The sequence below is a fragment of the Bacillus sp. 05T21 genome, assembly GCF_056396785.1.
On record NZ_JBFTMD010000001.1, the window covers coordinates 816,717 to 842,739 of the forward strand.

Genomic DNA, 26,023 nt, shown 5'->3' on the forward strand with positions numbered 1-26,023 from the left:
ATATAAGTTTAGTTGACTTTTTTGTATATTCATTCAGGTGAGTTTATTTTAAATCTTCAGAAATTATACCAAAAAACAGAAGACGTTGTAAACTACAACGTCTTCTTATCTGTTAAATAAGTATATATCATCTCTGCAACATTTTTCGGCATACCTGCTTCGACAAATTCAGCTATGGAAGCTTCTTTCATCTTTTTTAACGAGCCAAAATGTTTTAACAATACCTTTTTTCGTTTATCACCGATTCCTGGAATATCATCCAATGCTGATTGAATGACCGATTTCCCGTGCAACTGGCGATGGAATGTAATTGCAAATCTATGCACTTCACCTTGAATGCGTTGCAATAAATAAAATTCTTKGCTATTCCTCTCAAGCATCACAGGTTCAGGCGGATCTCCAATGATTAAATGTGATGTTTTATGTTTGTCATCTTTTACAAGCCCTGCCATTGGAATATATAATCCGAGTTCATTCTCCAGAACATCACTTGTAGCGGCCAGATGGCCTTTTCCACCATCAATAATGATTAAATCTGGTAAAGGTAAATTTTCTTTAAGCGCCCTCGTATAACGGCGTCTTACAACTTCCCTCATAGACTCGTAATCATCAGGACCTTGAACCGTTTTAATTTTATATTTCCGATATTCTTTCTTCGCTGGTTTCCCATCGATAAAAGCAATCATTGCTGAAACAGGATTTGTTCCTTGAATATTCGAATTATCAAACGCTTCAATACGATATGGTGTTTCAATCCCTAGTTGCCTCCCGAGATTATCAACAGCTTTAATCGTCCGTTCTTCATCACGTTCAATTAAGTGAAATTTCTCTTCTAGTGCAATTTTTGCATTTTTATTTGCTAATTCCACAAGATCTTTTTTCTTCCCACGCTTCGGCTGTGTCGCTTCAACTTCTAAAAAGCGCTCTACTAATTCTGAATCTATACTTCCTGGAACAACAATTTCCTTCGGCTTGAAATGACTACTGTTTTCATAAAATTGACCGATAAAAGTTAAAAATCCCTCTTCTGGTTCATCATAAATCGGGAACATAGAAACATCACGTTCAATTAGCTTTCCTTTTCGAACGAAGAAAACTTGAACACACATCCACCCTTTATCAACTGCATATCCAAACACATCACGATCCACTAAATCACTCATAATCATCTTTTGCTTTTCCATAATTGCATCAATATGAGCAATTTGATCTCGCAACTCTTTCGCCCGTTCAAATTCTAGCTTTTCTGAAGCCTCATACATCTTCGTTTCTAATTCTGAACGAATTTCTTTATGCCCACCGTTTAAGAATTTAATAATTTCATCAACAATTTCTTTGTTTTGCTCATCCGTTACTTCTTTCACACAAGGTGCTAAACATTGACCCATATGATAATACAAGCAAACTTTATCTGGCATATTTGAACATTTACGAAGTGGATACATACGATCTAATAATTTCTTTGTTTCATGTGCCGATTGCGCATTTGGATAAGGCCCAAAGTACTTTCCTTTATCCTTTTTTACATTTCGCGTAATGAGTAAGCGCGGCTGTTTTTCAGCTGTAATTTTAATGAAAGGATATGTTTTATCATCTTTTAATTGAATATTATATTTTGGATCATATTTTTTTATTAAATTTAACTCTAAAATAAGAGCCTCCAAATTTGAGGAAGTCACAATATATTCAAAATCAACAATTTCTCCAACAAGCCGAAGTGTTTTCCCATCATGCGAACCAGTAAAGTACGAGCGCACACGATTTTTGAGTACCTTTGCTTTTCCGACATATATAACCGTTCCCTGCTTATCCTTCATTAAATAACAACCAGGTTGATCGGGCAAAATTGCTAACTTCTCTTTTAAATGCTCGTGCACTCGTCTCCCTCCATTTCTACATGCTTATCATTTTTATTTTCACATAAAAACATACTATGCCAAAACACCCAACATACGTTCTTTTATTGTAACGGAAAGGTTGTAAAAAAGAAAATAAAAAAAGCTACCAAATGGTAGCTTCTTTATTTTAGAAGTGTTTAGAAACTAATTCTACTAACGCTTCTTTCGGTTTATATCCTAACGCTTGATCAACCACTTTACCGTCTTTTAATACGAAAAGAGCTGGAATGCTCATTACTTCGAATTGACGAGCAGTTTCTTGGTTTTCATCAACGTCAACTTTTACTACTTTTACTTTCTCGCCTAACTCTGAATCGATTTCCTCTAATACAGGAGCGATCATTTTACAAGGTCCGCACCAAGGCGCCCAGAAATCTAATAGTACAACACCTTCGCTAGTTTCAGCTGCGAAGCTTTGGTCATTTGCATTTATAATTGCCATTTTATTTCCTCCTTCAAGTATATTCTACCAAGAGTATATCATTAACTTTTATACGTGGCGAATATTATGTATCGTTATGTATTGTAACAAAAAAATGTTCCTTTATACTATATAAAAATATGGATGAAATACTAAAAAGATGAGAGACAGGGGATCTCTCACCTTTTTCTATATATAGGGGTACTTCACTTGGAACTCAAGGGTACTCAAATCATGAATGTACTTTTAACTTTTTAAACTCTTCTGTTAAAAGAGGTAATACTTCAAACAGATCTCCGACAATACCATAGTCAGCTACTTTGAAGATACTTGCTTCTGGATCTTTATTAATCGCAACAATTATTTTTGAATTAGACATACCAGCTAAATGCTGAATCGCACCAGAAATTCCGCATGCAATGTATAGGTCTGGTGTAACAACTTTACCTGTTTGACCAATTTGTAATGAATAATCACAGTACTCTGCATCACAAGCACCACGAGATGCTCCAACAGCGCCGCCTAGTACGTCAGCTAATTCTTTTAACGGTTTAAATCCTTCTTCACTCTTCACACCACGTCCGCCAGCTATAATGACTTTCGCTTCAGAAAGATCAACACCCTCTGCAGTTTTACGGACAACATCTTGAATGATTGTACGTAAATCTTTCACATCTACTGTAATAGAAAACACGTCAGCTGTGCGAGACTCGTCTTTTTCAAGAGTTGCAATGTTATTTGGACGCACTGTCGCAAATAAGATACCCTCTGTTACAATCTTCTTCTCAAATGCTTTACCAGAGTAAATCGGACGAGTGAAGATAACATTTCCACCTTCAACTTCTAAAGCCGTTACGTCAGAAACTAAACCAGCTTCTAATTTCGCTGCTAATTTTGGTGATAAATCTTTACCAAGTGCCGTATGTCCAAATACAATGCCTTCTGGCTTTTCTTCAGCATATACAGCTAAAAACGCTTGTGCATATCCATCAGATGTATATGATTTTAATTTATCATTTTCAACTGTCACAACGCGATCTGCACCGTAATGAATCAATTCATTTGCAAAAGAGGCAACGCTGTCTCCAACTAGAAGACCTACCACTTCACCGCCTTCTGCAATTGTTTTTGCTGCTGCTACCGCTTCAAACGAAACGTTGCGTAGCGATCCATCACGAACTTCACCCATTACTAATACTTTACGAGCCATAGATTTTCCCTCCTGCATATATAATTTCGTATTTTATTAGATTACTTTCGCTTCTGTATGGAGCAACGATACAAGTTCTTTTACTTGATCTTGCAGCTCGCCTTGTAACACTTTTCCTGCATCTTTCTTAGGAGGCAAATAGATTTCAATTGTTTTTGTTTTTGCTTCCACATCATCTTCTTCTAAATCTAAATCATCTAATTCTACTTCTTCTAGTGGCTTCTTCTTCGCTTTCATAATACCTGGAAGTGATGGATAACGCGGTTCGTTTAAACCTTGTTGCGCTGTTACTAGAAGAGGTAATGATGATTCAATTACTTCTGTATCCCCTTCAACATCACGCTCAATCTTCACATTTGTACCATCAATTTCAAGCTTCGTAATCGTCGTTACGTATGGGATATTTAACGCTTCAGCTACTCGTGGACCAACTTGTCCAGATGCACCGTCAATCGCAACGTTCCCGCCTAAAATTAAATCTATTTCTTTATCTTTTAAATATTCAGCAAGTACTTTTGCTGTTGTAAATTGGTCACCATTCTCAACATCATCTTCAATGTTAATTAGTACCGCTTTATCGCAGCCCATCGCCAATGCTGTGCGAAGTTCTTTTTCACTATCCTCGCCACCAACTGTTATAACAGTAACTTCTCCACCTTGTGCATCTCTTACTTGAATTGCTTCTTCAATCGCATATTCATCGTAAGGGTTGATGATGAATTCCGCTTCGCCATCGTAAATTGCACCGTTTTTAATTACGATTTTTTCTTCTGTATCAAATGTTCGTTTCATGAGTACGTAGATGTTCATTTCATTTACCCCCTTATTTTTCAGAAAGATTCTATCAATTTTAAAATTCTGTTAATTTGCATTAAAAAAATAATTGGATTACCTACCACTAAATGAAGGCTTACGTTTTTCTAAAAACGCTGCTACGCCTTCTCTTCCATCTTCACTCGTAAATACTTCACCAAAAATCTGTGATTCACGCTGTACACCTTCATAATAATGAGACGATTTTGTCGTTTGTAATAACTCTAGCACAGCACGAGTTGTTGCTGGGCTTTTTCCAGCAATCTGTTTTGCAATTTTAAGCGTATCTTCTAAAATGGATTCTTCAGAAAACACTCCGTTAACAAGTCCCCATTGTAATGCTTCTGCGCCAGTAATTGGTGTACTTGTTAACATCATTTCACAAGCTTTCGCTTTTCCAACATAACGTGGTAAGCGCTGTGTACCTGCAAAACCAGGAATTAATCCAAGTGTTAATTCAGGTAAACCAAGCTTTGTACTTTCAGTTACAAAGCGCATGTGGCAAGACATAGCAAACTCCAGGCCGCCGCCAAGTGCCGCTCCATGAATTGCCGCAATAACTGGTTTTGAACATTTTTCAACACGCTCAAACGTAACTTGTCCAAGCTGTGCTAACTCTGTTGCTTGCTTCGCTTCAGTAACAGATGTAAATTCTTTAATATCTGCCCCTGCTGAGAAGAAGCGTCCTTCACCATGTAGAACAACAACACGAATGTTATCATCCTTTTCCACTTGATCGATTAATTCAGTAACGTCATGCATAACTTGTGAAGACATCGCATTAGCTGGAGCATGGTTTAACGTCGCCACCGCGATATGATCTTCAACTTTTACAGATAGGAATTTCAACATGATCCCTCCCATTATTTACGATAACCACAAGCTGCAATAAGTAGCCCATGTACCGTTTTTGAAAGTGCGACCAGATCATACTTATGATCGCTCATTACCCAATTGGTCACAACTTCATCTACTGTTCCAAAGATCATTTGTCTTGCCACGCGAACGTTTAAATCCGCCTGAAATTCACCTTGCTTTATACCTGTCTCTAAAATCTCATCCATAACTTGTAAGTAGCCTTTTAATACTTCATTTATTTTAAGGCGCAAGTCTTGATTGGACTGCCTTAGCTCTAATTGCGTAACGATAGCAAGAGGATCATTTTGTGACAACAGCAAGAAGTGCGTTTCTACCAACATGAATAACTTCGCTACAGCGCTTTCAATTCCTGCTATTTTTTGACGAATTGTTTCAACAAATTCTCCCATCTTCTCTTGGAATAAGGATATTAATATATCTTCTTTATTTTTAAAATATAAATAAATCGTGCCATCAGCTACCCCAGCTTGCTTTGCAATTTTAGAAACTTGCGCTTGATGGTATCCATTCTCCGCAATCACAATGACTGCAGCATCAATAATCTGATTGTATTTCGGTCTATTTTTCTTCACTTTACTGTCCCCTTCAAGAAGATGACTGAATGAATAGTCATTCATATTCTTATAATACTGACTATTTAGAAAAGTGTCAATCCTATTTTTTCAAAAAGAAAGGGCCTTAGCCCGTTTGCTCATCCTCATTCTTTCTCTTCTCTTCATCTATTAGGACACGACGTAAAATTTTTCCGACTGTCGTCTTCGGCAACTCACTTCTAAACTCATATACCTTCGGAACTTTGTAAGCTGCTAAATATTTACGTGCAAACTGATCTAATTCTTCTTCAGAACACTCAGCGTCTTCTTTCAAAACAACAAACGCTTTTACAGTTTCCCCTCGATACGGATCAGGAACACCGATTGTTACCACTTCTTGCACCTTTTCGTGTTCATATAACACTTCTTCTACTTCACGAGGATATACGTTAAAGCCACTAGCAACGATCATATCTTTCTTACGATCTTTCACATAGAAAAAGCCATCCTCATCCATGTATCCTACATCACCTGTATGGAGCCAGCCATCTTGCAGTACAGCTGCCGTTTCTTCTGGCTTATTCCAATACCCTTTCATAATTTGTGGGCCCTTTACAACGATTTCACCAATTTCACCTGGAGGTAATGACTCTCCTGTTTCAAGTGACATGATTATTGCCTCTGTATCCGGCCACGGTACCCCAATACTTCCCGGCACACGCTTTTCCCACAAAAAATTCCCATGTGTAACTGGTGATGACTCCGTTAATCCATAACCCTCTACTAATTTACCACCTGTAACTCTCTCAAACTCCTCCTGCACTTCTACAGGAAGCGGTGCAGAACCACTAATACAAGCCTGAATTGAAGAAATATCATATTCTTTTAAAAGAGGACTATTTAATAGAGCAATGTAAATGGTTGGTGCTCCTGGAAATAGTGTAACTTTATGTTTCTTAATTGCTTCAAAAACCATTTTCATATCAAACTTCGGAATAAGCACCATTTTATATCCTTGCATAATACTTAAATTCATTACAGCTGTCATCCCGTACACATGAAAAAACGGAAGAACACCAAGAATTACCTCTTCTCCTTCTTTGCAATTATATAACCAATGAGCTCCCATTAAAGTGTTCGAAACGAGGTTTTTATGCGTTAACATAACCCCTTTTGGAAACCCTGTCGTTCCCCCTGTATACTGCAAAAGGGCTAGATCATTTTCAGGATCACATGGAACTTCAACATCAGTACTACTTTCCCTTTCTACCGATTTCCAAAGATGAATCGTTTCGCTTTCCGACACATTCACAACAAGATTTGCCTGCTTTTTTTGTACAAATGGATAAAGTAAATTTTTAGGGAATGGTAAAAAATCTGCAATACGGGTTACGATAATGTGCTCAAGCTTTGTTGCAGTTTGAACGTTAGTAACTCTCGGAAACACTAAATCAAGGCACAGAATAACTTTTGCCCCTGAGTCATGAAGTTGGTACTCAAGCTCTCTTTCTGTATAAAGAGGATTCGTTTGTACAACAATCCCCCCCGCAAGCAAAGTACCATAATAACCAATTACAGATTGCGGACAATTCGGTAACATAATCGCAACTCTATCGCCTTTTTCAATACCAAGTCTTTGAAGGTAATTCGCAAATTTCTTTACCTTGTCATGGAAATCTGAAAATTTAACATCTTTACCTAAAAAATGAAGCGCTTTCTTTTCTGGATAACGAGCAGCCATTTTCTCTAAATATCTATGAAGTGGCTGAATATCATAAGAAATTGTCCCTGGAATTTCATCTGGATAACTCTGCAGCCAAGGTTTTTCCACTCTCATTCCCCCTTCCAATACTTGTGAAAATAAATGAATGTTCATTCATGATAGTTGTTTTCATTATATTATAGTCGTAACATCGTTACAATCATAATATTCTGACTTTTTATAACTATGCTTTACTTCCTTAACTTCTTATTATATGTAGAAACTCTCTTAATTTTAAAAGAATAAGAGAGTTCACGTTACTTAACTTAATCTTATAATCGTTAAAACTGCACCAGGTGTAGTCGTTGATAACGTGGCAACAGCTAACAATCCAAATAACTGCAAACTAATTGCACTCCCCGCTGCAAGAGTCGTAATAATTGTTGCACTAAATGAAGTCGTTGCTAATGCAGGAGCGTTGATAGTTCCAGCAAGTGGTGCCCCATTGATTGTAATTCGTGAACTAACTAATAATGAAGCCGTTATATTAATTGTATATGAAATATAATAATTCCCCGCATTTGCGGCCGTAAATACTGTGTTCCCTCCAGACACAGTAATTCCTGGACCGATATTCTGATTATTTGGAAGTGTGACATTTGTCCCACCAAGTAATACTGATATTGCCGTACCCGATGTATTATTCGCAAATGCATACGTAGCAGTTATACTTGTACCTGTATCTCCTGTTGCTCCCGTTGAACCTGTCGCTCCCGTTGGGCCTGTTGCTCCTGTTGCTCCTGTTACTCCCGTTGCTCCTGTTGCTCCTGTTACTCCTGTTGCTCCTGTTACTCCTGTTGCTCCTGTTGCTCCTGTTGGACCTGTTGGACCTGTTGCTCCTGTTGGACCTGTTACTCCTGTTGCTCCTGTTGGACCTGTTGCTCCTGTTACTCCTGTTGCTCCTGTTGGGCCTGTTACTCCTGTTGCTCCTGTTGGACCTGTTGCTCCTGTTACTCCTGTTGCTCCTGTTGCTCCCGTTGCTCCTGTTGCTCCTGTTGGACCTGTTACTCCTGTTGCTCCTGTTACTCCTGTTGGACCTGTTGCTCCTGTTACTCCCGTTACTCCTGTTGGACCTGTTGCTCCCGTTGCTCCTGTTGCTCCCGTTGCTCCCGTTGCTCCCGTTGCTCCCGTTGCTCCCGTTGCTCCCGTTACTCCCGTTACTCCTGTTGCTCCCGTTTCACCTGTTGGACCTGTTGGACCTGTCGGACCGATCTTAGGAACTGTCCCATCGCAACTAAAACAGCATGAATCAACATGCACACCATTTTGATTATTACACCCACAATATCCATTTGTATTATTACTCCATAAAGACATGTTGACCCCCCTCCTTCGTGTTCAATCTTTTAAGTACAGCCAACGAATTAAAAATATCTTTCTAATAAAAAATTAGTTTTTGTTTTCCTTATCAACTATCCGCTTTGGAATAAACCTTTTATAAATAAAGGTTTTTTTCCTTACATTCTAATAAATATTACATGCAATACGCTCTCCTTTCGCTTGTACTTTCGCCTTCCTCATTAAAGGAATTTCAGCTCCTTCAACCTTGATACACGTATGTATTTAAATACAATATATTAAAATCCATATAAATCGTTATTCTTTCGTCAAAATTCCCAAAAAATATTAACACTTTAAACACCCTCATATTTTGTTAAATTAACATTTTTTCCTTCTACATATATGTCTTGCTGAAACTCTTGTAATTGATAGACCTTATTACTTTTTCGTTTATAATCAATGGCTTTAAATTTCGCGACAGATATAAGCCAATTTCTAAACTTCCCACGTTTTTCATCATAACTACTAATGTTGTACCAAACGATTAATAAAATATCATCAACACATTCATCCACTAGCACCTTACTATGCGCCGTATCTAAAACACTGTGAACCACCTTATAAATTAAATCTCCATATCGATCAATTGCTGTATGTAATGCTAACATATCTTGTTTTCAAAGACCTTCTACTATTTCTATATCCTTCACCCTTATCACCACTCTTTACTCCATTCTCTATTCATTATATATACGAATGCATAGGGCGGTTTTCTGACACTTTTACAAATATTTTCTAATTTTTTTATATTGTAGCAATGCTTAATTAAGTATCGCTTATGAAACAGGGATTATATTATCTCTCACGAATTTAATATACGAGCGAAAAACAGGAGGGATAACTATGTACCAAACTATTGAAGATTTTTTAACATCATGGACATACGAGGCTGAGTCTACTCAGAAGATGCTCGATGCATTAACCGATGAATCTTTATCACAAGAAATTGCACCTGGGCACTGGACTTTAGGGAGAGTCGCTTGGCATATCGTTACAGCACTTCCTGTTATGCTATCAGGGACAGGGCTTAAGTTTGAAGGAGAAACGAAAGATTATCCTGTACCAACTTCAGCAAAAACAATTGCAGATGGGTATCGCAAAGTGAATACGGCTTTTATTGAAGCACTTCAAAGTGAGTGGACTGATAAAGACTTAGCTACTATTAATAACTTCTTTGGTCGTTCTATGCCGAATTCTATATTTTTAATGACACTCATCAATCATCAAAATCACCACCGCGGACAGATGACTGTTTTAATGCGTCAAGCTGGCTTAACAGTCCCTGGCGTTTATGGTCCTGCAAAAGAAGAATGGGCTGCTACTGGAATGGAAGCTCCCCAAATGTAACGACAGAAAAAGACAAGGTGTTTATGCACCTTGTCTTTTTCTGTAACTTGTTTCATGTGAAACTATTTTCTACTAAATGGTATTTTATGAGAAAATACGTTAAGATAAATTCATATTAATTGGAGGGAACTAAATTGAATACAAAAAACAAAAAAATAACAATAAGAACTCTCTTACTAACTTCTATCATTGGAGTTATCAGTGTATCCCTTTATTTCACAAGTTATGGTACCCCTTGGGGAAAACAAACAGCAATTGCTGAATCAAAAGAGTATATTACAAAATACTTTAATCTAGATACAAAAGTCAAAAATACTTCTTACGATTCTAAAATGGATATCTATGCAATCGCCTTTGAAACAATTGAAGATGGAGAGTTTACTATCGAATATAAAGGTTCTAATAACTTTAACATTTCTCCAGGAGTGCAAGAGTATTTAAGCAAACACTATAAATTTACAGAGTAGTAACGAAGCATACATATACAAAAAAGAGTTGGTATAACGCCAACTCTTTTTTACGTATTCTTGTCATACTGTTATATCTTCCTTCTCTATATTTTTAATTCCGTAATATGCAATCGCAACTCCAATCGCTGCAAATGTGAATTGAAGAGGAAGAAACGTCGCTATAGGAAATATGGGAGGGTTATTAATTGCGATTAATACAACGATAATAGAAGAAACGATTGTAGCTGGCACAGAACGTTTACGCATCCCGAAATATAGAGGAATTAAGCTTATTCCTGCCGTGGCAATGGCTAAAGGAATAAGATTTATCCCTTCTTGAATCAATTGATCTACTGTGAATGAATTAGGAAGAATTGAAAAATAACTATCTATCCCAAAGAAAATTCCTACTACTAAAATGTTAGATACAATAACTGTTATAAATGTTAATGTCGCTGTAATAGCCAACTTACTAGCCATCATTTTCTTTCGGTTAATTGGATAAGAAAACATGAGTAGTATTGTTTTACTTTTATATTCATCAATTATTAACTTGGCTATTAGTACGCCACCAAAAATAATAAACGTTGCTCTTACTAACGCACTAGCCATCGACAAAATTATCTGCGGATCCCTTATTTTTGGATCCCCTTCTATTTGAGCAACGATACTAACGAAGATTAGTAGTGCCAGTATAACGATATTCGCAATAACCGCTCTCTTCACATACCATCCGAGCTTAAACTTCTTCAATTCTAGCTTCATAAGACGTAGCATGATAGTCCTCCTTTCATGTAAGCTATTGAAATTAACTTAAAATTTCAATTACTATTATTTTTTTCACTATTCATACCCCAGTTCGTTGTTGTTTTAAGCTTACTTCACGCCACATCAATCTTGTCGATTTTACGATATGAAAGATAACTAATAAAAATCCCTAATAAACAGAGCACTATTGGAATAGCGATAAAATTAAACATACTTACTTGACCGTTTCCAGAACCAACGTTACCATTAATTAGCATCCCAATTATTACTGCAGAAGTAATTGTTGTCGGTGTCGATTTTTTTCTCATCCCAAAAAACAAAGGAATTAAACTTATACCAGATATCATAAATGCACTTATAATAGTAGTTGGAACGCTAGCTATTAATTCGCCTATCGTAGCAGGCGTTTCAATCAGTCCGATCATTGGACTCACAAAATATACGAGCAAACTAATAATGAAAGTAGCAATAATCGTGCTCACAAAACAAAAACAAAAAACAATTGTTAATTTCGCCCTCATTAGCATTTTCCTTTGTAGCGGGTACATAAACGATAGTTGCATCGTTTTGTTCTTATACTCATCAATTACTAAACGTGATAAAAGGACTGAACTAAAAGTAATGAATGTTATCCTAATAAAAATGTTTATTAAAGCCATTTGTTGTGTGAAGTCAGAGAGTAGCAAATCTACCTCGCCTTTCACTCCCAACGCCATAAGATTTACTACAATAAAAATTGCTATAATACAAATTGCTACACTTTTAAAGTAACTAGATAATTGATGTTTTTTCCACTCTAGCTTCATTAATCTAAGCATACAAACCACGCCTCCATTCTTTATATAACTCTCTCTACGCTGCTAACATTCTAATTCCAGCAGTAACTACGCTTAACATTCCTATTACTATTAGAATTAACAACCATTTCCGCTCAGGTTTTCTATAATATAAAATCCCACTTATGAACATTACAATCAATCCACTTACTAGATTCACTAACAATCCATTAAGCATGAATGCCCTCTCCATCCATTACATTTAAGAAATATTCTTCTAAGGAACTATGTTTCTTATTAATACTTTCAATTTCTACATCGTTCATAATAAGTGCTTTTGAAATAGCTTGCTGAGACGCTGCCGTATCATACACACGAATCATATTTCCACTCATTATTTTGTAATTTTTTATACCGAGTTTATCTTCTAAAATATAAGCTGCACGCTTCACATCAGGAACAGTAATTTCAATGTACTCTGTTTGTTTTCCGTTAATACTCTTCATTGAAACTTCTTTTATTAGCTTTCCATTTTGAATCATACCGATTGTATCTGCCATTAGTTCCATCTCGCCTAAAATATGACTAGAGACTAATAACGTAATACCATATTCTTTGCAGAGCATTTTAAATAAGTCTCTTAATTCTTTAATACCAATTGGATCTAAACCGTTAATTGGCTCATCTAAAATGAGTAATTCTGGCTTCGTCATGATCGCCCTTGCAATACCAAGTCTTTGCTTCATCCCTAATGAAAAATCTTTTACTTTTTTATCATCTATACCGTGCAGCTTCACTAAATGTAAAGCATGATCAATTGCGTTTTTGTCGTAATACCCCATATATTCACAATGTAATTCTAGGTTTTCCTTCGCCGTTAATTTATCATAAAAAATTGGATATTCGATAATTGTCCCCATGCGCTTTAACAATTCATAAGATGTATCCGTTAACTTCTCACCAAAAATTTCAATATCACCGCTCGTCGGTTTTATTAAGTTTGTGATCATTTTCATAATCGTTGTTTTACCTGCACCATTCGGTCCTAAGAAACCGTAGATCTCACCTTTTTTCACATGCATGTTAACGCTAGAAATTACTTCTTTCCCTTTAAACACTTTCGTTAACTGATTCGTTTTTAATATATATGTCATGTCACTATCTCCTTTCGCACTACCTTATACTTCTATAATAGACAACGGAATTCTCTTTTTTCTTACCCGTTCCTTACAAATTCCTTACGCTGAAAAAAAAGCTTGTAGAATCTACTTCTCTACAAGCTAAAACAGCATCTTTGTTAATACAACTGTAAAAATTGTTTTTTCATACGGCTTACTAGAAAGATGTATTTCTCCGTCCATCGCTTCCACAAGCCTTTTCGTAATCGTTAACCCTAAACCGCTTCCTTGGTACAATCTATTTCTGGAATCTTCAAGTGTGTACATACGCTCAAACACTTTATCAATGTGAGATTCATCAATTCCTTTTCCTGTATCCCATACATCTATATACACACTCGTTTCATCATCTCTTAACGTCATACCAAGTGTCTTTCCATCGTCACCATATGTAATCGCATTTGATATTAAATTATTCAATACTCTACCTAATACTTCTACATTTCCAAGTGCATATATATTTCTTTCTGGTATATCAATATGAACTTGAAACCCTTTCGTCGTCACTAAATCATAAAAAGATAAAATCTTCTCGCGACAAACTTCATTCATATTTACTTTTGTCATCTCAATTGCTTTGTCACCGGATTCTAATTTTGCTAAATCAAAAAACTTATGAATCAGTTCCATCACTTCTAGTGTTTTTACATGCACCTTTTCGAGTAATATTTGCTGCTCTTCCTCGCTTATCGTTTTATCCTTATTTAACATTTCGGTATATCCAAGAATAACTGTTAGTGGTGTTTTCAAATCATGTGAAATATTTGAAAGCATTTTTCTCATCGAAATTTCCACTTTCGCATGATCTGCATTCGTTTTCTGTTTTGCATCTAATAAATGATTAATCGCCACTAATAACTTTTGCAATTCTAGATCATCTGTCATAATTAATAGCTTCTCACCAGTTTGTTCTTTTACAATTCGATTTAACTTCTCATACGTGTAGCGTAAATTCCTACTACTATTTTTCCTAATTTTATATTGCACGTAAATAACGATAAGCAATATAATAATCACCACTGTTAAAAATACAACCATACTACATCACTTCCAACTTATAGCCGATGCCCCATAATGTTTTAATATATTCTGGATTAGATGGATCACTTTCAATTTTCTCACGTAATCTTCTCATATGAACATTAATAACATTATCATCACCATAATATTCTTCATTCCAAACGAGCGTATATATTTGTGCCTTCGTAAAAACACGATTTTGATTCTTCACGAATAGCTTTAAAATCTCAAATTCTTTTAAAGTAAGTTTAAGCTGTCTTCCCTTTTTCTCCACAGTAAAATTAATTGGGTCAATTATTAAATCACCAATCTGAATCGCCTCATCTTTTGATTCCACAGCCGAATACTTTGTAGACCTCCGAATCCCCGCTTTTACACGTGCAGCTAGTTCAATCATAGAAAACGGCTTACAAATGTAATCATCTGCTCCAAGTCCTAATCCAACAGCTTTATCAACATCTGTATCTTTCGCTGACATCATTAAAATCGGAATGGCACTTTTTTCTCGAATGATTCGCACAACCTCTAAGCCATCTAACTTTGGCATCATAATATCGAGGATAATCAAATCAAATGAACCTTTTAAAAATGCGTTAACTCCTTCTTCTCCATCAGATGCGATTGTAACTTGAAAACCTTCTTTTACTAAATATGTTTCAACCATCTCTTGAATTGAGATGTCATCTTCAACTAATAAAATATGATGTGACATATTTCTATCCCCTTTTTTAACAAACATTAACAATTTAATTGTATCGTAACGAATGAATGCTGGAAAGAATTATATGAATTTTCAAACCAACTTCCCTTCCTTCCTTAACAATGATATGATGAAATTCACTACGATTGTTCATAATTAACTTTATATAAAGGAGACTTATCATGTCAGAAAACAAAAAAGTAAGCTTAGCTGATTTAATGCGCGAACAACTTGCGAAGAAAAAGCAAGGAAATGGAAACGGCTCAAATAATGGAAGTCAAAGTCAAGAAACGAAAAAATTACAAAACCAACAAACGAAGAAAACAAACAACCAACGTAGACGTACAGGTGTATAAATGAACGGGCAAAAACGATCTAACATTTCATCAGGTCTTGAAGTTGATATTGTATTAAAACAAGATCAACGTACAGGTAAGCTAACAAGAGGAATTGTAAAAGATATTTTAACGAACTCACCTTCACATCCGCACGGCATTAAAGTAAGATTGCAAGACGGACAGGTTGGCAGAGTACAAAATATTATTCAATAAGAAAAGGAGCTCATTTAAACTTGAGCTCCTTTTCTTATTTTCATTAACCTTTAATTTTTTCGATAAAAACTACTTTTAAATAGTCTCCCTCTTTAAATTGATCAATTGTACGGAAATCTTCTGGTAAAGAATGTTCTTCTAATATTTTATATTTACCGTTCATTTCTTTAAATGCTGTATCGATAAAGCCATTAAACTTTTTCATATCGAATGCGCTACAATTTGTAGAAGCAACGATAATACCGTTATTTTCTGTAATGGCAATTGTTTCTTTTAATAAGTTTTTATAATCTTTCGCCGCACTGAACGTATATTTTTTCGAGCGTGCAAAGCTTGGGGGATCAAGTACAACCATATCAAATTTCATCTTTTTCTTAGCTGCATATTTGAAATATAGAAATACATCTTCTACAATAATATCTTGTGCTTCATAATCAATTTCATTTACACTAAACTGCTCAATCGTTTTACTTAAACTACGATTTGCAAGGTCCACACTCGTTGTTTTACTCGCTCCGCCAAGCGCTGCAAATACAGAGAAAGCCCCAGTATAAGAGAACATATTTAAAACCGTTCTTCCTTTTGCATATTTATCACGAATTTGTTTTCGAACGTTACGCTGATCTAAAAACACACCAACCATCGCCCCGTCATTTAAATATACAGCAAAGTTTACACCGTTTTCTTTTACGATAAGTGGGAACTCACCGCGCTCTCCTGCGACGAAATCATCACCTTCAATGTATTTCCCTTTCGTATCAAAGCGCTTTTTCTCATAAATCCCTTTGAAATTTGCTACTTTTTGAAGCGCTGCTATAATCTCATCGCGGAAAGTATAAACCCCTTCACTATACCAACTTATTACATAATAGCCGTCATAATAATCGATGATTAAACCACCAAGGCCATCGCCCTCACCATTCAGGGCACGAAATGCTGTTGTATCATTTGATTTATAAAAATCTTTTCGTTTATGTAAAGCAGATTTGATTTTACTTTCAAAGAAAGGTTGATTAATTTGCTCTTTCTCTTTTCTCGTTAAAATCCATCCATATCCTTTATTTTGTTTTCCATAATAGCCTTTTCCGATGAATTGGTTCTTCTCATCTACTACGTTGATGATTGTTCCTTCTTCACGTACATCATTTAAATTTTGAATAGCATCTTTTAAAATAAGTGGATATCCACTTTTAATTTCTTTTATAAACTTCGGTTTTATTTTTATAGTTACTTCAGATCGCATGTAATGTCTTCCTTTCCATTTGAATGCTTTCTAATTAGTAGGAAGCAATGTAAAAAACGAGGCTGAAAAAAGCCTCGTTTCACTATACCATATTATTGCTTTGCTAGTACAACTAGCTCATCTCCTGGTATAACCGCTATATATTTATACAATGTTGAAAAAGTAAGACTACCATCATCGTGACGAATAAATAATATTACATCCTCTGAATCGCTCTCTTCTTTATTAATTTTTTGTTCTTCCTCAACTTGTATTGTTTTAAATGTATAACCCTCTTCAATTTTTCTATCTAACTCTTCATAAATTTCATTTTGACCAAACAGTAAATGAGCTTTTTTCGAAAGAGAGATGTGTTCTTGCTCAATCTTTTCCACATCATGAATCGGAAGTAAAAATGTATTATGATGTCCAAACTGCGGTACATATGTGTTTGCGACTAATACATTGTAAGAATCCGTATCTGTAACTGAAATTAAGTATTCATACTGATTCATATCTACTTCAAATTGCAACTGCTCTGAGAGTACTTGGCCGTTATATGTATTAAGCCCTTTCACTTTTGCGCATTGCAAATGTTCTTCCGATACATCTACGATTAAGCTCGGAATCCCCATCTCTTTACAATGCATAGCGAATGCAGTTGAGAATGTACTAGCTCCTGAAATTAAAATACCTGGTGGCTGTGTATTGGCTAATCCTAATTTTTTTGCTAAAAATCCAATTGAAAATCCATGAGCACAAACGGTCGTAATTACGAGTGCAAATGTAAGTGCTGTTAATATAGAAGCATCTTTATACCCTTCTTGTAATAACTCCGTCGCAAAGTAACTTGAAACCGTTAATGCAACAATACCTCGCGGCGCAATCCAACCAACTAGCGCCCTTTCTGATCTTGTTAACTCTGTTCCGATTGTCGATACCCAAATTGATAAAGGACGAACAACAAATATCATCATAAGTACGAAGCTAATAATAGGCCAGCTAAAAATCTCCATAATCGTCGTTCTTGGAAGTGATGCTGTTAAGATGATGAAAACAGTCGATGTTAATAGTACGGAAATATTTTCGTTAAAATGACGAATATCACCGATAGAAGAAATATATTTCTTCATCCGTGCAAGTGTAATCCCCATTACTGTTACGGCTAGCATACCTGTTTCATGCATGACTTCATCTGCAATGCCGAAGCATAGTAATACCGTAACGAGCAAAATCGGTGCCTTTAAATATTCTGGTACTTTCCCTTTTAAAATCATATAACTCATAAAAATACTAAACGCATACCCAAGCACCATTGCAAATAACGAACCTGCAAAGAAATATAGTAACGTATGTAAGTGTACATTTTCTTTCGTTAAGAAATTTACAATTTGAAAGGCGAATACAGCAAGTAATGCTCCAAACGGATCAACGATAATCCCTTCCCACTTTAAAATTGCAGCTGTCCTTGGCTTTAATCGTGCTTGGCGTAACAACGGAATAATTACAGTTGGACCTGTCACAATAAAAAGTCCTCCAATAATAAATGCAACCGCCCAATCCAATCCAGCGACGTAATGAGCTGCAAGTGAGCCAGCAATCCAAGCAATAAACGCACCAAACGTAACAATACGAAATACTGGTTTTGATAGTCCCCTCAGTTCACGTACATCTAAACTTAAACTACCCTCAAACAATATAATAGCAACAGAAAGTGATACGAGTGGACTAAAAACATCTCCAATCACCTCTTTTGGATTAATAATACCGAAAACTGGACCAATTAATAATCCGGCAACTGCCATAACAACAATAGCAGGGAGCTGGAAGCGCCATGCAGTCCATTGTGAGGCAATGCCTAGTGTAATAATAATAACGATACTAAGTAACAGTGATTCGACCATAATACCCTCCTTGTTCATAGTATTGCGAAAGCAAGGTATAAACCATACTTTGCTTGTGTATATTTCTTATTTTGTTTTATTTTAATAATATATAACTTCATTAACTATATGGTCAAATTATTTATATAATAGTAAATTCATCCTTAATTCTACATTTATATGAAAATTACTATTGACAATGATAATGATTTTCATTATCATTTAATGTATATGAGTTCTTGAAAATAAAGGCTACATTTATAGGAGGAATAAACATGATTATTGTTACAAATACAACTAAAATTACAAAGGGAAATGGCCATAAATTAATTGAGCGTTTTAATAAAGTAGGTAAAGTTGAAACAATGTCAGGATTTTTAGGATTAGAAGTTCTTTTAACGCAAAATACAGTTGATTATGATGAAGTAACAATTAGCACTCGCTGGAATGCAAAAGAAGATTTCCAAGGTTGGACAAAGAGCTCAGCATTTAAAGATGCTCACTCACATCAAGGCGGGATGCCAGACTATATTCTTGATAATAAAATTGCTTACTATGATGTAAAAGTTGTACGTATGCCAATGGCTGCAGCACAGTAAGCATATTTATTTTTTAAAGTATAGAATATGAAGAGTGTTACCACTTCTCATATTCTATACTTTTTTTATTTAATGTCTTTTTACTAGTTTCGCATGTACTACTAATCTTCCCGCTTCTGGATCAAGTGCATAGTCACACGTCGAAAGTGTTACGATTTGATCACTTTCTGTCACTTTTGTATCCGTTTTGTACAGCGATTTTTCTTGAATTTTCTCCAAAAATGATGTGTATTCCGTATCACTACTAAAATCCGTTTCAATGTAATAAAAATCAGTTGTTGTTGTATACACTGAAAACACTTCAAGATCATATCCTTCAAATAATGTATCGTAATATAATTTACGATGCGACATGAAGAAATCTTCATCCAACATTTTCTTTAAACTTCCAAACATAGAACCATCTTTCATACGGTGACCATATAAAATAGTATTTCGATTTTGAGATTTCACATCATTACGATAGTCCATAAAAATGCTTCCTGCTCTCATATCTTCACCTTTATAATTTCGAAATAAATAGTAATCATTGTCTTTTGCTTGAACGATTGGATAATTAATTTGTGTATCATCCATCGTAATCCATCCAACTATTTCTTGGTTAATTTGCTGCAGAACTTTGAACTGTTTACGTACTTCCCCGTCTTGTGATTGCTCTTCCATCGGACTTTTTTCATAAATGTTTTGTGCTTCGGCCATTACTTTACGATTTTCATAGTAATCCATGAAAATATCACCTAATTCATATACTGAATAGAAAAAGGTACCTAAAAAAACAACTGTAAGTATTCGTTGAAAAAAAGAATTCTTCTTCCTTTCTTTTTTGCTACTCAAATTATCACCTCAAAACGGATTGTTCGCATGTTTAAATGCCCATTGGGACCATATACAATCCTGTATCTTCATCTTGCTTTACAACGACATCTACACCGTATATCGTCTTTATCATACTTTCTGTCACAACATCATTCGGCTTGCCTTTTGTAACAATTTCGCCGTCTTTCATAACAATGATATGATCACTATAGCGAATCGCCTGATTAATATCGTGTAATACCATAACGATTGTCAATCCTTGTGCTTCATTTAATTCTTTTACTAACTCTAATATTTCAAGTTGATAATAAATATCTAAATATGTTGTCGGTTCATCTAAAAAGAGCATTGGCGTCTTCTGGGCTAACGTCATGGCAATCCAAACACGCTGTCTTTCTCCACCAGATAAAGCATGAATTTCCTTATCACGTTTACTTAACAAATTCGTACATGCTAAAGCCCTTTCTATTGCTTCTCTATCTTCATCAGTTTGCGAAGAAAATATATTTTTATGAGGCATACGGCCAAAGCTTGTTAATTTCTCTACCGTCATATCTGCCGGTGCTTCATTGTGTTGATGGACAACGGCTAACTTTCTAGCAAACTCTTTCGGTTTATATTGGCTAATTGCCTTCCCATCAAGTATTACCTCTCCACTACGAGGATCGTGATTTCTTGACATCACACCAAGTAATGTTGATTTCCCACAACCGTTTGGTCCAATAATTGTTGTAATTTTACCAATCTCTATTTCACTACTAACCGACTTTAATCGATCCGTTACATTATCGTACGAAAAGGTTACATTTTTAATTTCCATGAACTTTATCACTCTTTCTAAGCAAGAATATTAAGAATGGGCCACCAATAACTGCCATAATCGTCGCTGCTGGAATTTCGTTAGGTGGCATAATTAACCTTCCAATCGTATCCGCCGTCAAAATTAATAACGCCCCTGCAAGAGCAGAAAATGGGATTAATGCTTTATGGTCTGAACCAACTAGTTGTCTTGAAATGTGCGGAACGAGTAATCCTACGAAAGCGATAACACCTGCAATTGCTGTTGATACTGCCGCTAAGAGTACTGCAATGGCAGAAATAATAAGACGAACTCTCGTCACGTGCAAGCCTAAGTTTTTTGCAGTCTTATCTTGTAGAGATAATAAGTTACACCAAGCTCCGACAAACAGTGCAAGAATAAGACCAATTGTTCCATAAGTAACCATTATTTCTACATCGCCCCACGTCTTCATCGTTATATTAGAAGTCGTCGTTTGCTTAATACTCTTAATGAAGTATCCACAAATCGTAATGAATGATTCATTTAATCCAGTGAACATCGCATTAATGGCAATACCAATTAAAATAATGCGAAGCGGACTTAATCCTGATTTCCATGAAAACGAATAAACGAGATAACACGCAAACGCACCACCTAGAAAGGCAAATACCGGCGTCCAGAAAAAGAATTGCGGGAATAGCGTAATAATAACAAGTGTCATAAAACTTGCTCCTGAAGATATCCCGATTACCCCAGCATCAGCAAGTGGATTTTTCATAACAGCTTGAAAAAGCACGCCCGAAACAGCAAGAGCTGCTCCAGTAAATAGTGCAATAATAATACGTGGGAAACGTAAATCTTTAATCACTTCAACATCTTCATTTCCCCCTGTAAATATTCCTTGTACAAGGTCAATAATACCTACTTCTAAACTACCTTTCGTCGCTGACAACAAAGTCATAATGATGAGTAATACAGTAACAATAAAGAAACTCCAAAATTTTTTATTCATGCTAATCTTCCTTTATATTAAAATGCATCACGGATACATCATTTTTTTCAATTCATCTAGCGCTTCAGTCGCTGCTAAATTTCCTGTCGTTCCAAATAAACGCTCTTCTAAATCGTAAACACGATTATTTTTAACTGCAGCGAAGTGTTTCCAAATATCATTTGTTTTAAATTCTTTATCAAACATTTTTACAACTTCATCAGGCATACCATGTGCCGCTCGTAAAATAATGTCTGGATCAGCTTTTTTTAAATACTCTGTATTAGAAGCTAAATACTCTACTTGTTCACCTTGTACAATGTTTTTACCACCTAATTGTTTCACTAAATCTCCAATATAAGAATGCTCTGTTGCTACTAAATAACTCCCCGGTACACCTAATAAAATAAGCACTGTCGGTTCTTTCTTTCCCTTTACTGCTTTTTGAATCTCTGCAACCTTGTTATCTAACTTAGTTACAACTGCTTCAGCCTGCTTTTCACGTCCATATTGCTTACCTAAATTACTAATGGAATTTTGCATATTTTTTAAACTTGTTAGATCTAAAAAGTTTGCTTTCATACCTACGCCATCAAAAACTGGCTTTAATTCATATTCAAGTGTTGTCACGGATAATACTTCTGACGGCTTTAATGATTTTACCTTTTCCATATCAGGACTCATCGGATTCCCGACTTCAGGTAAACCTTTATATCTCTTTGGTAAATCTTTCGTACTTGTTGGAACACCAACTAAATCTACTTCTAACGCATCCATAATTTCAGTAACAGCAACTGTCGTTGCAACAATTCTCTCTTTACTCTCACTCTTTACCTGTTTTGCTGCTTCTTTTTTGGGCGCCGAGCATCCAGCTACACTCACTAATAGAATGATAGCCATTAGTACACTAGCAATTTTCTTCACTCTCAATCACCACTCCTTTCCAAACAATATGAAACAAGTCTTGATGCATGCGAACATGCATCAAGACTCCAAAAATTACAATCTTCCTGCTCTATATTTACGAACTAGTAAAGCAAGTGACCCAAGCAATAGCACCATGTATAAACCTAGTTGTGCTGTATCTGCCGTTTTTGAGTTTTTCTCTTTTTTCGGATCATTTTTTTGATCTTCTTTTTTCTTCTTATCATCTGCATTTCGGTTAAAATCAGGATTATCTACTTTCGGTGTAATCACTGGATTGTTCGGGTCATTTTTCGGATCTTTTTTTGGATCCTCTTTAATTGTTCCTAACGCACCAATATTATTTGTATCAAATTGAATTTGGACATCGTAGAAATGATGGTAGTTCATTTCATCAATGTCTACTTTCACTTTTGCATTTAATTTTTTAAATAAATCTTCTACTTCAAATTGCACTACTCTCGTATTTGCATTTTTATCTTCGCTTACTACTTTCGCATCAGCAAAAAGACTGTTATTTTCCGTTTGGAATTTTGTAATCCACGCACTATTTTTCAGCGTCATCTCAATGTACCTTTTACCATCTTTAACGATTAATTTTGCTGGATTTACAGTATAGTCATGCATCTTTGAAAGTTCTTCTGTTTTGTCTTTTAACACTTTAAATGTAATATCATATTGACCATCTACTAAATTTTTCGGATCTACTTTTACTTTTGGTGTATTATTTCCACCTTGGTTGTCGTTTCCACCTTGGTTGTCGTTTCCACCTTGGTTCCCTAAAGCTTTGATACTATCTTGATCAAATACAAATTGAACATCGTAGAAATGGTGATAATTCATTGAATCAATATCTACTTTTACTTTTGCATTTAATTTTTTAGACAAATCATTTACTTCTACTTCTACTACTCTTGTATTTTGCTCTTTATTTTCACTTAATACTTTTGCATTAACGAACGAGCCATTCTTCTCAAAATCAAACTTTGTAATCCATGTACTATTTGTTAATGTAAACGATGCATATTTCTTACCATCTTTTACTTTCAATACACCTGGGCTTTTTGTGTATGTATTCATCATTGATATTTCATCTGTTTGATCTTTTAATACTTTAAAGCCAATGCTGTATTCACCGTCTTTAAGAGCGTTTGGATCAATTGTTGTATTATTGCCTTGGTTGTTGTTTCCACCTTGGTTGTCGTTTCCGCCTTGGTTGTTGTTTCCGCCTTGGTTGTCGTTTCCTCCTTGGTTATCATTTCCGCCTTGGTTATCTAACGGTTTAATGCTATCTTTATCAAATGCAAATTGAATATCATAGAAATGATGATAATTCATTGAATCGATGTCGACTTTTACTTTTGCGTTTAATTTTTTCGATAAATCTGCTACTTCCACTTCCACTACACGTGTATCAGCTTTCGTATCTTCACTTAATACATTCGCATCAACAAACGAACCATTTTTATCAAATTCAAACTTTGTAATCCAAGCGCTATTCGTTAACGTAAATGATACATACTTCTTACCATCTTTTACTTTTAACACACCTGGACTTTTTGTATATGTGTTCATCATTGATATTTCATCTGTTCGATCTTTTAATGTTTTAAAATTGATGCTGTATTCGCCATCTTTAATTGTTTCAGCATCTGGTTTTTCTACTTCTGGCTTCTCTACTTCCGGTTTCTCTACTTCTGGTTTTTCTACTTCTGGTTTCTCTACTTCTGGTTTTTCTACTTCTGGTTTCTCTACTTCTGGTTTTTCTACTTCTGGTTTCTCTTCATTTTTAATTTGTTCAAGCTTATCTTGTTCAAATAAAAGTTGCACATCATGTGTTTGCTTATAGTTTCTTGATGCCATTTCGATAAATACTTTTGTATTTAGTTTTTTAGATAAGTCGTTTACTTCAAACTCTACTACTCTTGTATCTTTTTCTTTATCTTCACTCACTACTTTTGCATCAACAAACGCACCATCTTTTTCCGTTTGGAAATTTTTAATTAATGAGCTACTTTTTAGTGTTACAATTGCTTTTTTCTTACCATTTTCTACTTTTAATACCCCTGGATTTACCATGTAAGTATTCATCTTAGATTCTTCATCTGTTTGATCTTTTAACACTTTAAACGGAACGCTGTACTCACCATCTTTAATTGTTTCAGTATCTGGTTTTTCTACTTCCCGTTGTTTCTCTTCATTTTTAATTTGTTCAAATAAAAGTTGTACATTATGTGTTTGCTTGTAGCCTTGTGATGCCACTTCAATAAATACTTTTGTATTTAGTTTTTTAAATAAATCGTCTACTTCAAATTCTACTACTCTTGTATCTTTTTCTTTATCTTCACTCACTACTTTTGCATCAGCAAATGCGCCATCTTTTTCCGTTTGGAAATTTTTAATTAATGAGCTATTTTTTAACGTTACAATTGCTTTTTTCTTACCGTTTTCTACTTTTAATACCCCTGGATTTACCATGTAAGTATTCATCTTAGATTCTTCATCTGTTTGATCTTTTAACACTTTAAATGGAATGCTGTACTCTCCATCTTTAATTGTGTTAGAATGTGGTTGTTGATCTGGGTCAGGCTTTTGGTCGGGCTTCTGACTCGGATCCGGATTTTCATTTGGATCTGGCTTATTAGCTGGGTCCTCTTTTTCATTTGGTTGTTCTACATGAATCGGTGTAATACTATTTTGATCAAATGCAATACGCACATCATAGTCATGATGATAATTTAAAAAATCAATGTCTACTTTTACTTTCGCATTTAATACCTTCTCTACATCGTCCACATCAAATTCTACGACTCTTTTATCTTTTTCTTGATCTTCACTAATTACATTTGTCGCAACAAACTGACCACTTTTTTCGGTTTCAAACTTTGTAATCCATGAACTATGTTCTAACGTAAAGGATACTTTCTTTTTCCCATTCTTCACTTTTAAAGTTCCTGGACTTACAGAGTATTGATTCATCATAGATTCTTCATCTGATGTGTCTTTAAGAACTTTGAAACCGATTGAGTATTCACCGTCAGCTAGTTGACTAGCAGCTTGAACTGCAAGGGGTTGTAGCGTTGATACGAATGTGAAAATCGTTAGAAACATTGCAACAACAATTTTAAAATACCTGTTCAATAGAATGACTCTCCTTTTTA

General features: G+C 35.3%; 26 protein-coding genes and 1 pseudogene. 5 read left to right on the top strand and 22 right to left on the bottom strand.

The features are described from left to right. Nucleotides 1-92: 92 nt before the first annotated feature. The 9 genes and pseudogenes from uvrC to AC1DKZ_RS04365 form a co-directional block, all read right to left on the bottom strand. Complete coding sequence (gene uvrC / locus AC1DKZ_RS04325; RefSeq protein WP_476995685.1) at nt 93-1,877, bottom strand: excinuclease ABC subunit C; 1,785 nt, start codon at nt 1,875-1,877, stop codon at nt 93-95. Nucleotides 1,878-2,025: 148 nt separating this feature from the next. Then, nucleotides 2,026-2,340 carry a thioredoxin gene (gene trxA, locus AC1DKZ_RS04330; protein WP_000974757.1) on the bottom strand — a complete coding sequence of 105 codons (315 nt, stop codon included), beginning with the start codon at nt 2,338-2,340 and terminating at the stop codon, nt 2,026-2,028. A gap of 211 nt (nt 2,341-2,551) precedes the next feature. Then, nucleotides 2,552-3,529 (bottom strand): electron transfer flavoprotein subunit alpha, encoded by a 978-nt coding sequence (gene etfA / locus AC1DKZ_RS04335; RefSeq protein WP_476995686.1) that lies wholly within the window; start codon nt 3,527-3,529, stop codon nt 2,552-2,554. Between the two features lie 36 nt (nt 3,530-3,565). Next, on the bottom strand, nt 3,566-4,339 hold the full coding sequence (etfB, locus tag AC1DKZ_RS04340; RefSeq protein ID WP_002088867.1) for an electron transfer flavoprotein subunit beta: 774 nt from the start codon (nt 4,337-4,339) through the stop codon (nt 3,566-3,568). A gap of 78 nt (nt 4,340-4,417) precedes the next feature. After that, nucleotides 4,418-5,194: an enoyl-CoA hydratase gene (locus AC1DKZ_RS04345; RefSeq protein WP_002088868.1), complete on the bottom strand. Its 777-nt coding sequence runs from the start codon at nt 5,192-5,194 to the stop codon at nt 4,418-4,420. A gap of 11 nt (nt 5,195-5,205) precedes the next feature. Continuing rightward, nucleotides 5,206-5,793, bottom strand: a complete 588-nt coding sequence (locus tag AC1DKZ_RS04350; RefSeq protein ID WP_087945806.1) for a TetR/AcrR family transcriptional regulator — start codon at nt 5,791-5,793, stop codon at nt 5,206-5,208. Nucleotides 5,794-5,899: 106 nt separating this feature from the next. Continuing rightward, entirely contained in the window at nt 5,900-7,585 is a 1,686-nt protein-coding gene (locus AC1DKZ_RS04355) for a long-chain-fatty-acid--CoA ligase (protein ID WP_476995687.1), read from the bottom strand. Nucleotides 7,586-7,777: 192 nt separating this feature from the next. Then, on the bottom strand, nt 7,778-8,833 hold the full coding sequence (locus AC1DKZ_RS04360; RefSeq protein ID WP_476995688.1) for a BclA C-terminal domain-containing protein: 1,056 nt from the start codon (nt 8,831-8,833) through the stop codon (nt 7,778-7,780). A gap of 326 nt (nt 8,834-9,159) precedes the next feature. Beyond that, nucleotides 9,160-9,465 (bottom strand): annotated as a pseudogene (locus tag AC1DKZ_RS04365) (sigma factor); the annotation flags it as partial. 235 nt (nt 9,466-9,700) lie between these two features. On the opposite strand from AC1DKZ_RS04365, the gene AC1DKZ_RS04370 reads away from it, so the two are divergent. Both AC1DKZ_RS04370 and AC1DKZ_RS04375 read left to right on the top strand, forming a co-directional pair. Next, complete coding sequence (locus tag AC1DKZ_RS04370; RefSeq protein ID WP_476995689.1) at nt 9,701-10,204, top strand: DinB family protein; 504 nt, start codon at nt 9,701-9,703, stop codon at nt 10,202-10,204. 134 nt (nt 10,205-10,338) lie between these two features. After that, on the top strand, nt 10,339-10,671 hold the full coding sequence (locus tag AC1DKZ_RS04375; RefSeq protein ID WP_476995690.1) for a YfjL-like protein: 333 nt from the start codon (nt 10,339-10,341) through the stop codon (nt 10,669-10,671). Nucleotides 10,672-10,734: 63 nt separating this feature from the next. Here the strand turns inward: AC1DKZ_RS04375 and AC1DKZ_RS04380 are convergent, their stop codons facing one another. The 6 genes from AC1DKZ_RS04380 to AC1DKZ_RS04405 all read right to left on the bottom strand — a co-directional run bounded on the left by AC1DKZ_RS04380 (nt 10,735) and on the right by AC1DKZ_RS04405 (nt 15,107). Beyond that, nucleotides 10,735-11,430, bottom strand: a complete 696-nt coding sequence (locus AC1DKZ_RS04380) for an ABC transporter permease (RefSeq protein WP_219920442.1) — start codon at nt 11,428-11,430, stop codon at nt 10,735-10,737. Nucleotides 11,431-11,534: 104 nt separating this feature from the next. Beyond that, a complete protein-coding gene (locus AC1DKZ_RS04385) occupies nt 11,535-12,239 on the bottom strand; it encodes an ABC transporter permease (RefSeq protein WP_341305667.1) in 705 nt (234 codons plus the stop codon). 34 nt (nt 12,240-12,273) lie between these two features. Beyond that, nucleotides 12,274-12,435 (bottom strand): hypothetical protein, encoded by a 162-nt coding sequence (locus AC1DKZ_RS04390; RefSeq protein WP_377864287.1) that lies wholly within the window; start codon nt 12,433-12,435, stop codon nt 12,274-12,276. Beyond that, the gene (locus tag AC1DKZ_RS04395) at nt 12,428-13,351 is read right to left on the bottom strand and encodes an ABC transporter ATP-binding protein (RefSeq protein WP_012261778.1); all 924 of its coding nucleotides are present in this window, start codon (nt 13,349-13,351) and stop codon (nt 12,428-12,430) included. The genes AC1DKZ_RS04390 and AC1DKZ_RS04395 overlap by 8 nt, the downstream gene beginning before the upstream one ends. A gap of 126 nt (nt 13,352-13,477) precedes the next feature. Beyond that, nucleotides 13,478-14,413 (bottom strand): HAMP domain-containing histidine kinase, encoded by a 936-nt coding sequence (locus tag AC1DKZ_RS04400; protein WP_215599290.1) that lies wholly within the window; start codon nt 14,411-14,413, stop codon nt 13,478-13,480. A gap of 1 nt (nt 14,414) precedes the next feature. Next, entirely contained in the window at nt 14,415-15,107 is a 693-nt protein-coding gene (locus tag AC1DKZ_RS04405) for a response regulator transcription factor (protein ID WP_012261779.1), read from the bottom strand. 170 nt (nt 15,108-15,277) lie between these two features. On the opposite strand from AC1DKZ_RS04405, the gene AC1DKZ_RS04410 reads away from it, so the two are divergent. Both AC1DKZ_RS04410 and AC1DKZ_RS04415 read left to right on the top strand, forming a co-directional pair. Then, nucleotides 15,278-15,451 carry a hypothetical protein gene (locus AC1DKZ_RS04410; protein ID WP_002015431.1) on the top strand — a complete coding sequence of 58 codons (174 nt, stop codon included), beginning with the start codon at nt 15,278-15,280 and terminating at the stop codon, nt 15,449-15,451. Continuing rightward, nucleotides 15,452-15,646 (top strand): YwbE family protein, encoded by a 195-nt coding sequence (locus tag AC1DKZ_RS04415; protein WP_001014315.1) that lies wholly within the window; start codon nt 15,452-15,454, stop codon nt 15,644-15,646. 43 nt (nt 15,647-15,689) lie between these two features. On the opposite strand, the gene AC1DKZ_RS04420 is transcribed toward AC1DKZ_RS04415, so the two are convergent. After that, nucleotides 15,690-16,889 (bottom strand): class I SAM-dependent rRNA methyltransferase, encoded by a 1,200-nt coding sequence (locus tag AC1DKZ_RS04420; RefSeq protein WP_002067464.1) that lies wholly within the window; start codon nt 16,887-16,889, stop codon nt 15,690-15,692. A gap of 92 nt (nt 16,890-16,981) precedes the next feature. Beyond that, nucleotides 16,982-18,772: a cation:proton antiporter gene (locus tag AC1DKZ_RS04425; RefSeq protein WP_476995691.1), complete on the bottom strand. Its 1,791-nt coding sequence runs from the start codon at nt 18,770-18,772 to the stop codon at nt 16,982-16,984. Nucleotides 18,773-19,026: 254 nt separating this feature from the next. Between AC1DKZ_RS04425 and isdG the strand changes: the two genes are divergently transcribed. Further along, nucleotides 19,027-19,350 carry a heme oxygenase gene (isdG, locus tag AC1DKZ_RS04430; protein ID WP_002015426.1) on the top strand — a complete coding sequence of 108 codons (324 nt, stop codon included), beginning with the start codon at nt 19,027-19,029 and terminating at the stop codon, nt 19,348-19,350. A 69-nt stretch (nt 19,351-19,419) separates the two neighbouring features. Here the strand turns inward: isdG and srtB are convergent, their stop codons facing one another. From srtB to AC1DKZ_RS04455, 5 genes are all read right to left on the bottom strand, one after another. Then, nucleotides 19,420-20,184, bottom strand: a complete 765-nt coding sequence (gene srtB, locus AC1DKZ_RS04435) for a class B sortase (protein WP_002129321.1) — start codon at nt 20,182-20,184, stop codon at nt 19,420-19,422. 31 nt (nt 20,185-20,215) lie between these two features. Then, a complete protein-coding gene (locus tag AC1DKZ_RS04440; RefSeq protein WP_476995692.1) occupies nt 20,216-20,986 on the bottom strand; it encodes an ABC transporter ATP-binding protein in 771 nt (256 codons plus the stop codon). Further along, complete coding sequence (locus AC1DKZ_RS04445; RefSeq protein WP_476995693.1) at nt 20,976-21,959, bottom strand: FecCD family ABC transporter permease; 984 nt, start codon at nt 21,957-21,959, stop codon at nt 20,976-20,978. The genes AC1DKZ_RS04440 and AC1DKZ_RS04445 overlap by 11 nt, the downstream gene beginning before the upstream one ends. 27 nt (nt 21,960-21,986) lie before the next feature. Then, nucleotides 21,987-22,868, bottom strand: coding sequence for a heme ABC transporter substrate-binding protein IsdE (isdE, locus tag AC1DKZ_RS04450; protein ID WP_113935699.1), 882 nt, complete (start codon nt 22,866-22,868; stop codon nt 21,987-21,989). A 69-nt stretch (nt 22,869-22,937) separates the two neighbouring features. Next, complete coding sequence (locus tag AC1DKZ_RS04455) at nt 22,938-26,003, bottom strand: NEAT domain-containing protein (protein WP_476995694.1); 3,066 nt, start codon at nt 26,001-26,003, stop codon at nt 22,938-22,940. Between the last annotated feature and the right edge of the window lie 20 nt (nt 26,004-26,023).

Coding starts and splice junctions, on each gene's coding strand:
- AC1DKZ_RS04380 (WP_219920442.1), bottom strand. CDS start 11,430: ATGCTACGTCTTATGAAGCTAGAATTGAAGAAGTTTAAGCTCGGATGG.
- AC1DKZ_RS04415 (WP_001014315.1), top strand. CDS start 15,452: ATGAACGGGCAAAAACGATCTAACATTTCATCAGGTCTTGAAGTTGAT.
- AC1DKZ_RS04410 (WP_002015431.1), top strand. CDS start 15,278: ATGTCAGAAAACAAAAAAGTAAGCTTAGCTGATTTAATGCGCGAACAA.
- AC1DKZ_RS04395 (WP_012261778.1), bottom strand. CDS start 13,351: ATGACATATATATTAAAAACGAATCAGTTAACGAAAGTGTTTAAAGGG.
- AC1DKZ_RS04405 (WP_012261779.1), bottom strand. CDS start 15,107: ATGTCACATCATATTTTATTAGTTGAAGATGACATCTCAATTCAAGAG.
- AC1DKZ_RS04400 (WP_215599290.1), bottom strand. CDS start 14,413: ATGGTTGTATTTTTAACAGTGGTGATTATTATATTGCTTATCGTTATT.
- AC1DKZ_RS04390 (WP_377864287.1), bottom strand. CDS start 12,435: ATGCTTAATGGATTGTTAGTGAATCTAGTAAGTGGATTGATTGTAATG.
- AC1DKZ_RS04360 (WP_476995688.1), bottom strand. CDS start 8,833: ATGTCTTTATGGAGTAATAATACAAATGGATATTGTGGGTGTAATAAT.
- isdG (WP_002015426.1), top strand. CDS start 19,027: ATGATTATTGTTACAAATACAACTAAAATTACAAAGGGAAATGGCCAT.
- AC1DKZ_RS04420 (WP_002067464.1), bottom strand. CDS start 16,889: ATGCGATCTGAAGTAACTATAAAAATAAAACCGAAGTTTATAAAAGAA.
- AC1DKZ_RS04445 (WP_476995693.1), bottom strand. CDS start 21,959: ATGAATAAAAAATTTTGGAGTTTCTTTATTGTTACTGTATTACTCATC.
- trxA (WP_000974757.1), bottom strand. CDS start 2,340: ATGGCAATTATAAATGCAAATGACCAAAGCTTCGCAGCTGAAACTAGC.
- AC1DKZ_RS04425 (WP_476995691.1), bottom strand. CDS start 18,772: ATGGTCGAATCACTGTTACTTAGTATCGTTATTATTATTACACTAGGC.
- etfA (WP_476995686.1), bottom strand. CDS start 3,529: ATGGCTCGTAAAGTATTAGTAATGGGTGAAGTTCGTGATGGATCGCTA.
- AC1DKZ_RS04345 (WP_002088868.1), bottom strand. CDS start 5,194: ATGTTGAAATTCCTATCTGTAAAAGTTGAAGATCATATCGCGGTGGCG.
- AC1DKZ_RS04385 (WP_341305667.1), bottom strand. CDS start 12,239: ATGCTTAGATTAATGAAGCTAGAGTGGAAAAAACATCAATTATCTAGT.
- etfB (WP_002088867.1), bottom strand. CDS start 4,339: ATGAACATCTACGTACTCATGAAACGAACATTTGATACAGAAGAAAAA.
- AC1DKZ_RS04440 (WP_476995692.1), bottom strand. CDS start 20,986: ATGGAAATTAAAAATGTAACCTTTTCGTACGATAATGTAACGGATCGA.
- AC1DKZ_RS04370 (WP_476995689.1), top strand. CDS start 9,701: ATGTACCAAACTATTGAAGATTTTTTAACATCATGGACATACGAGGCT.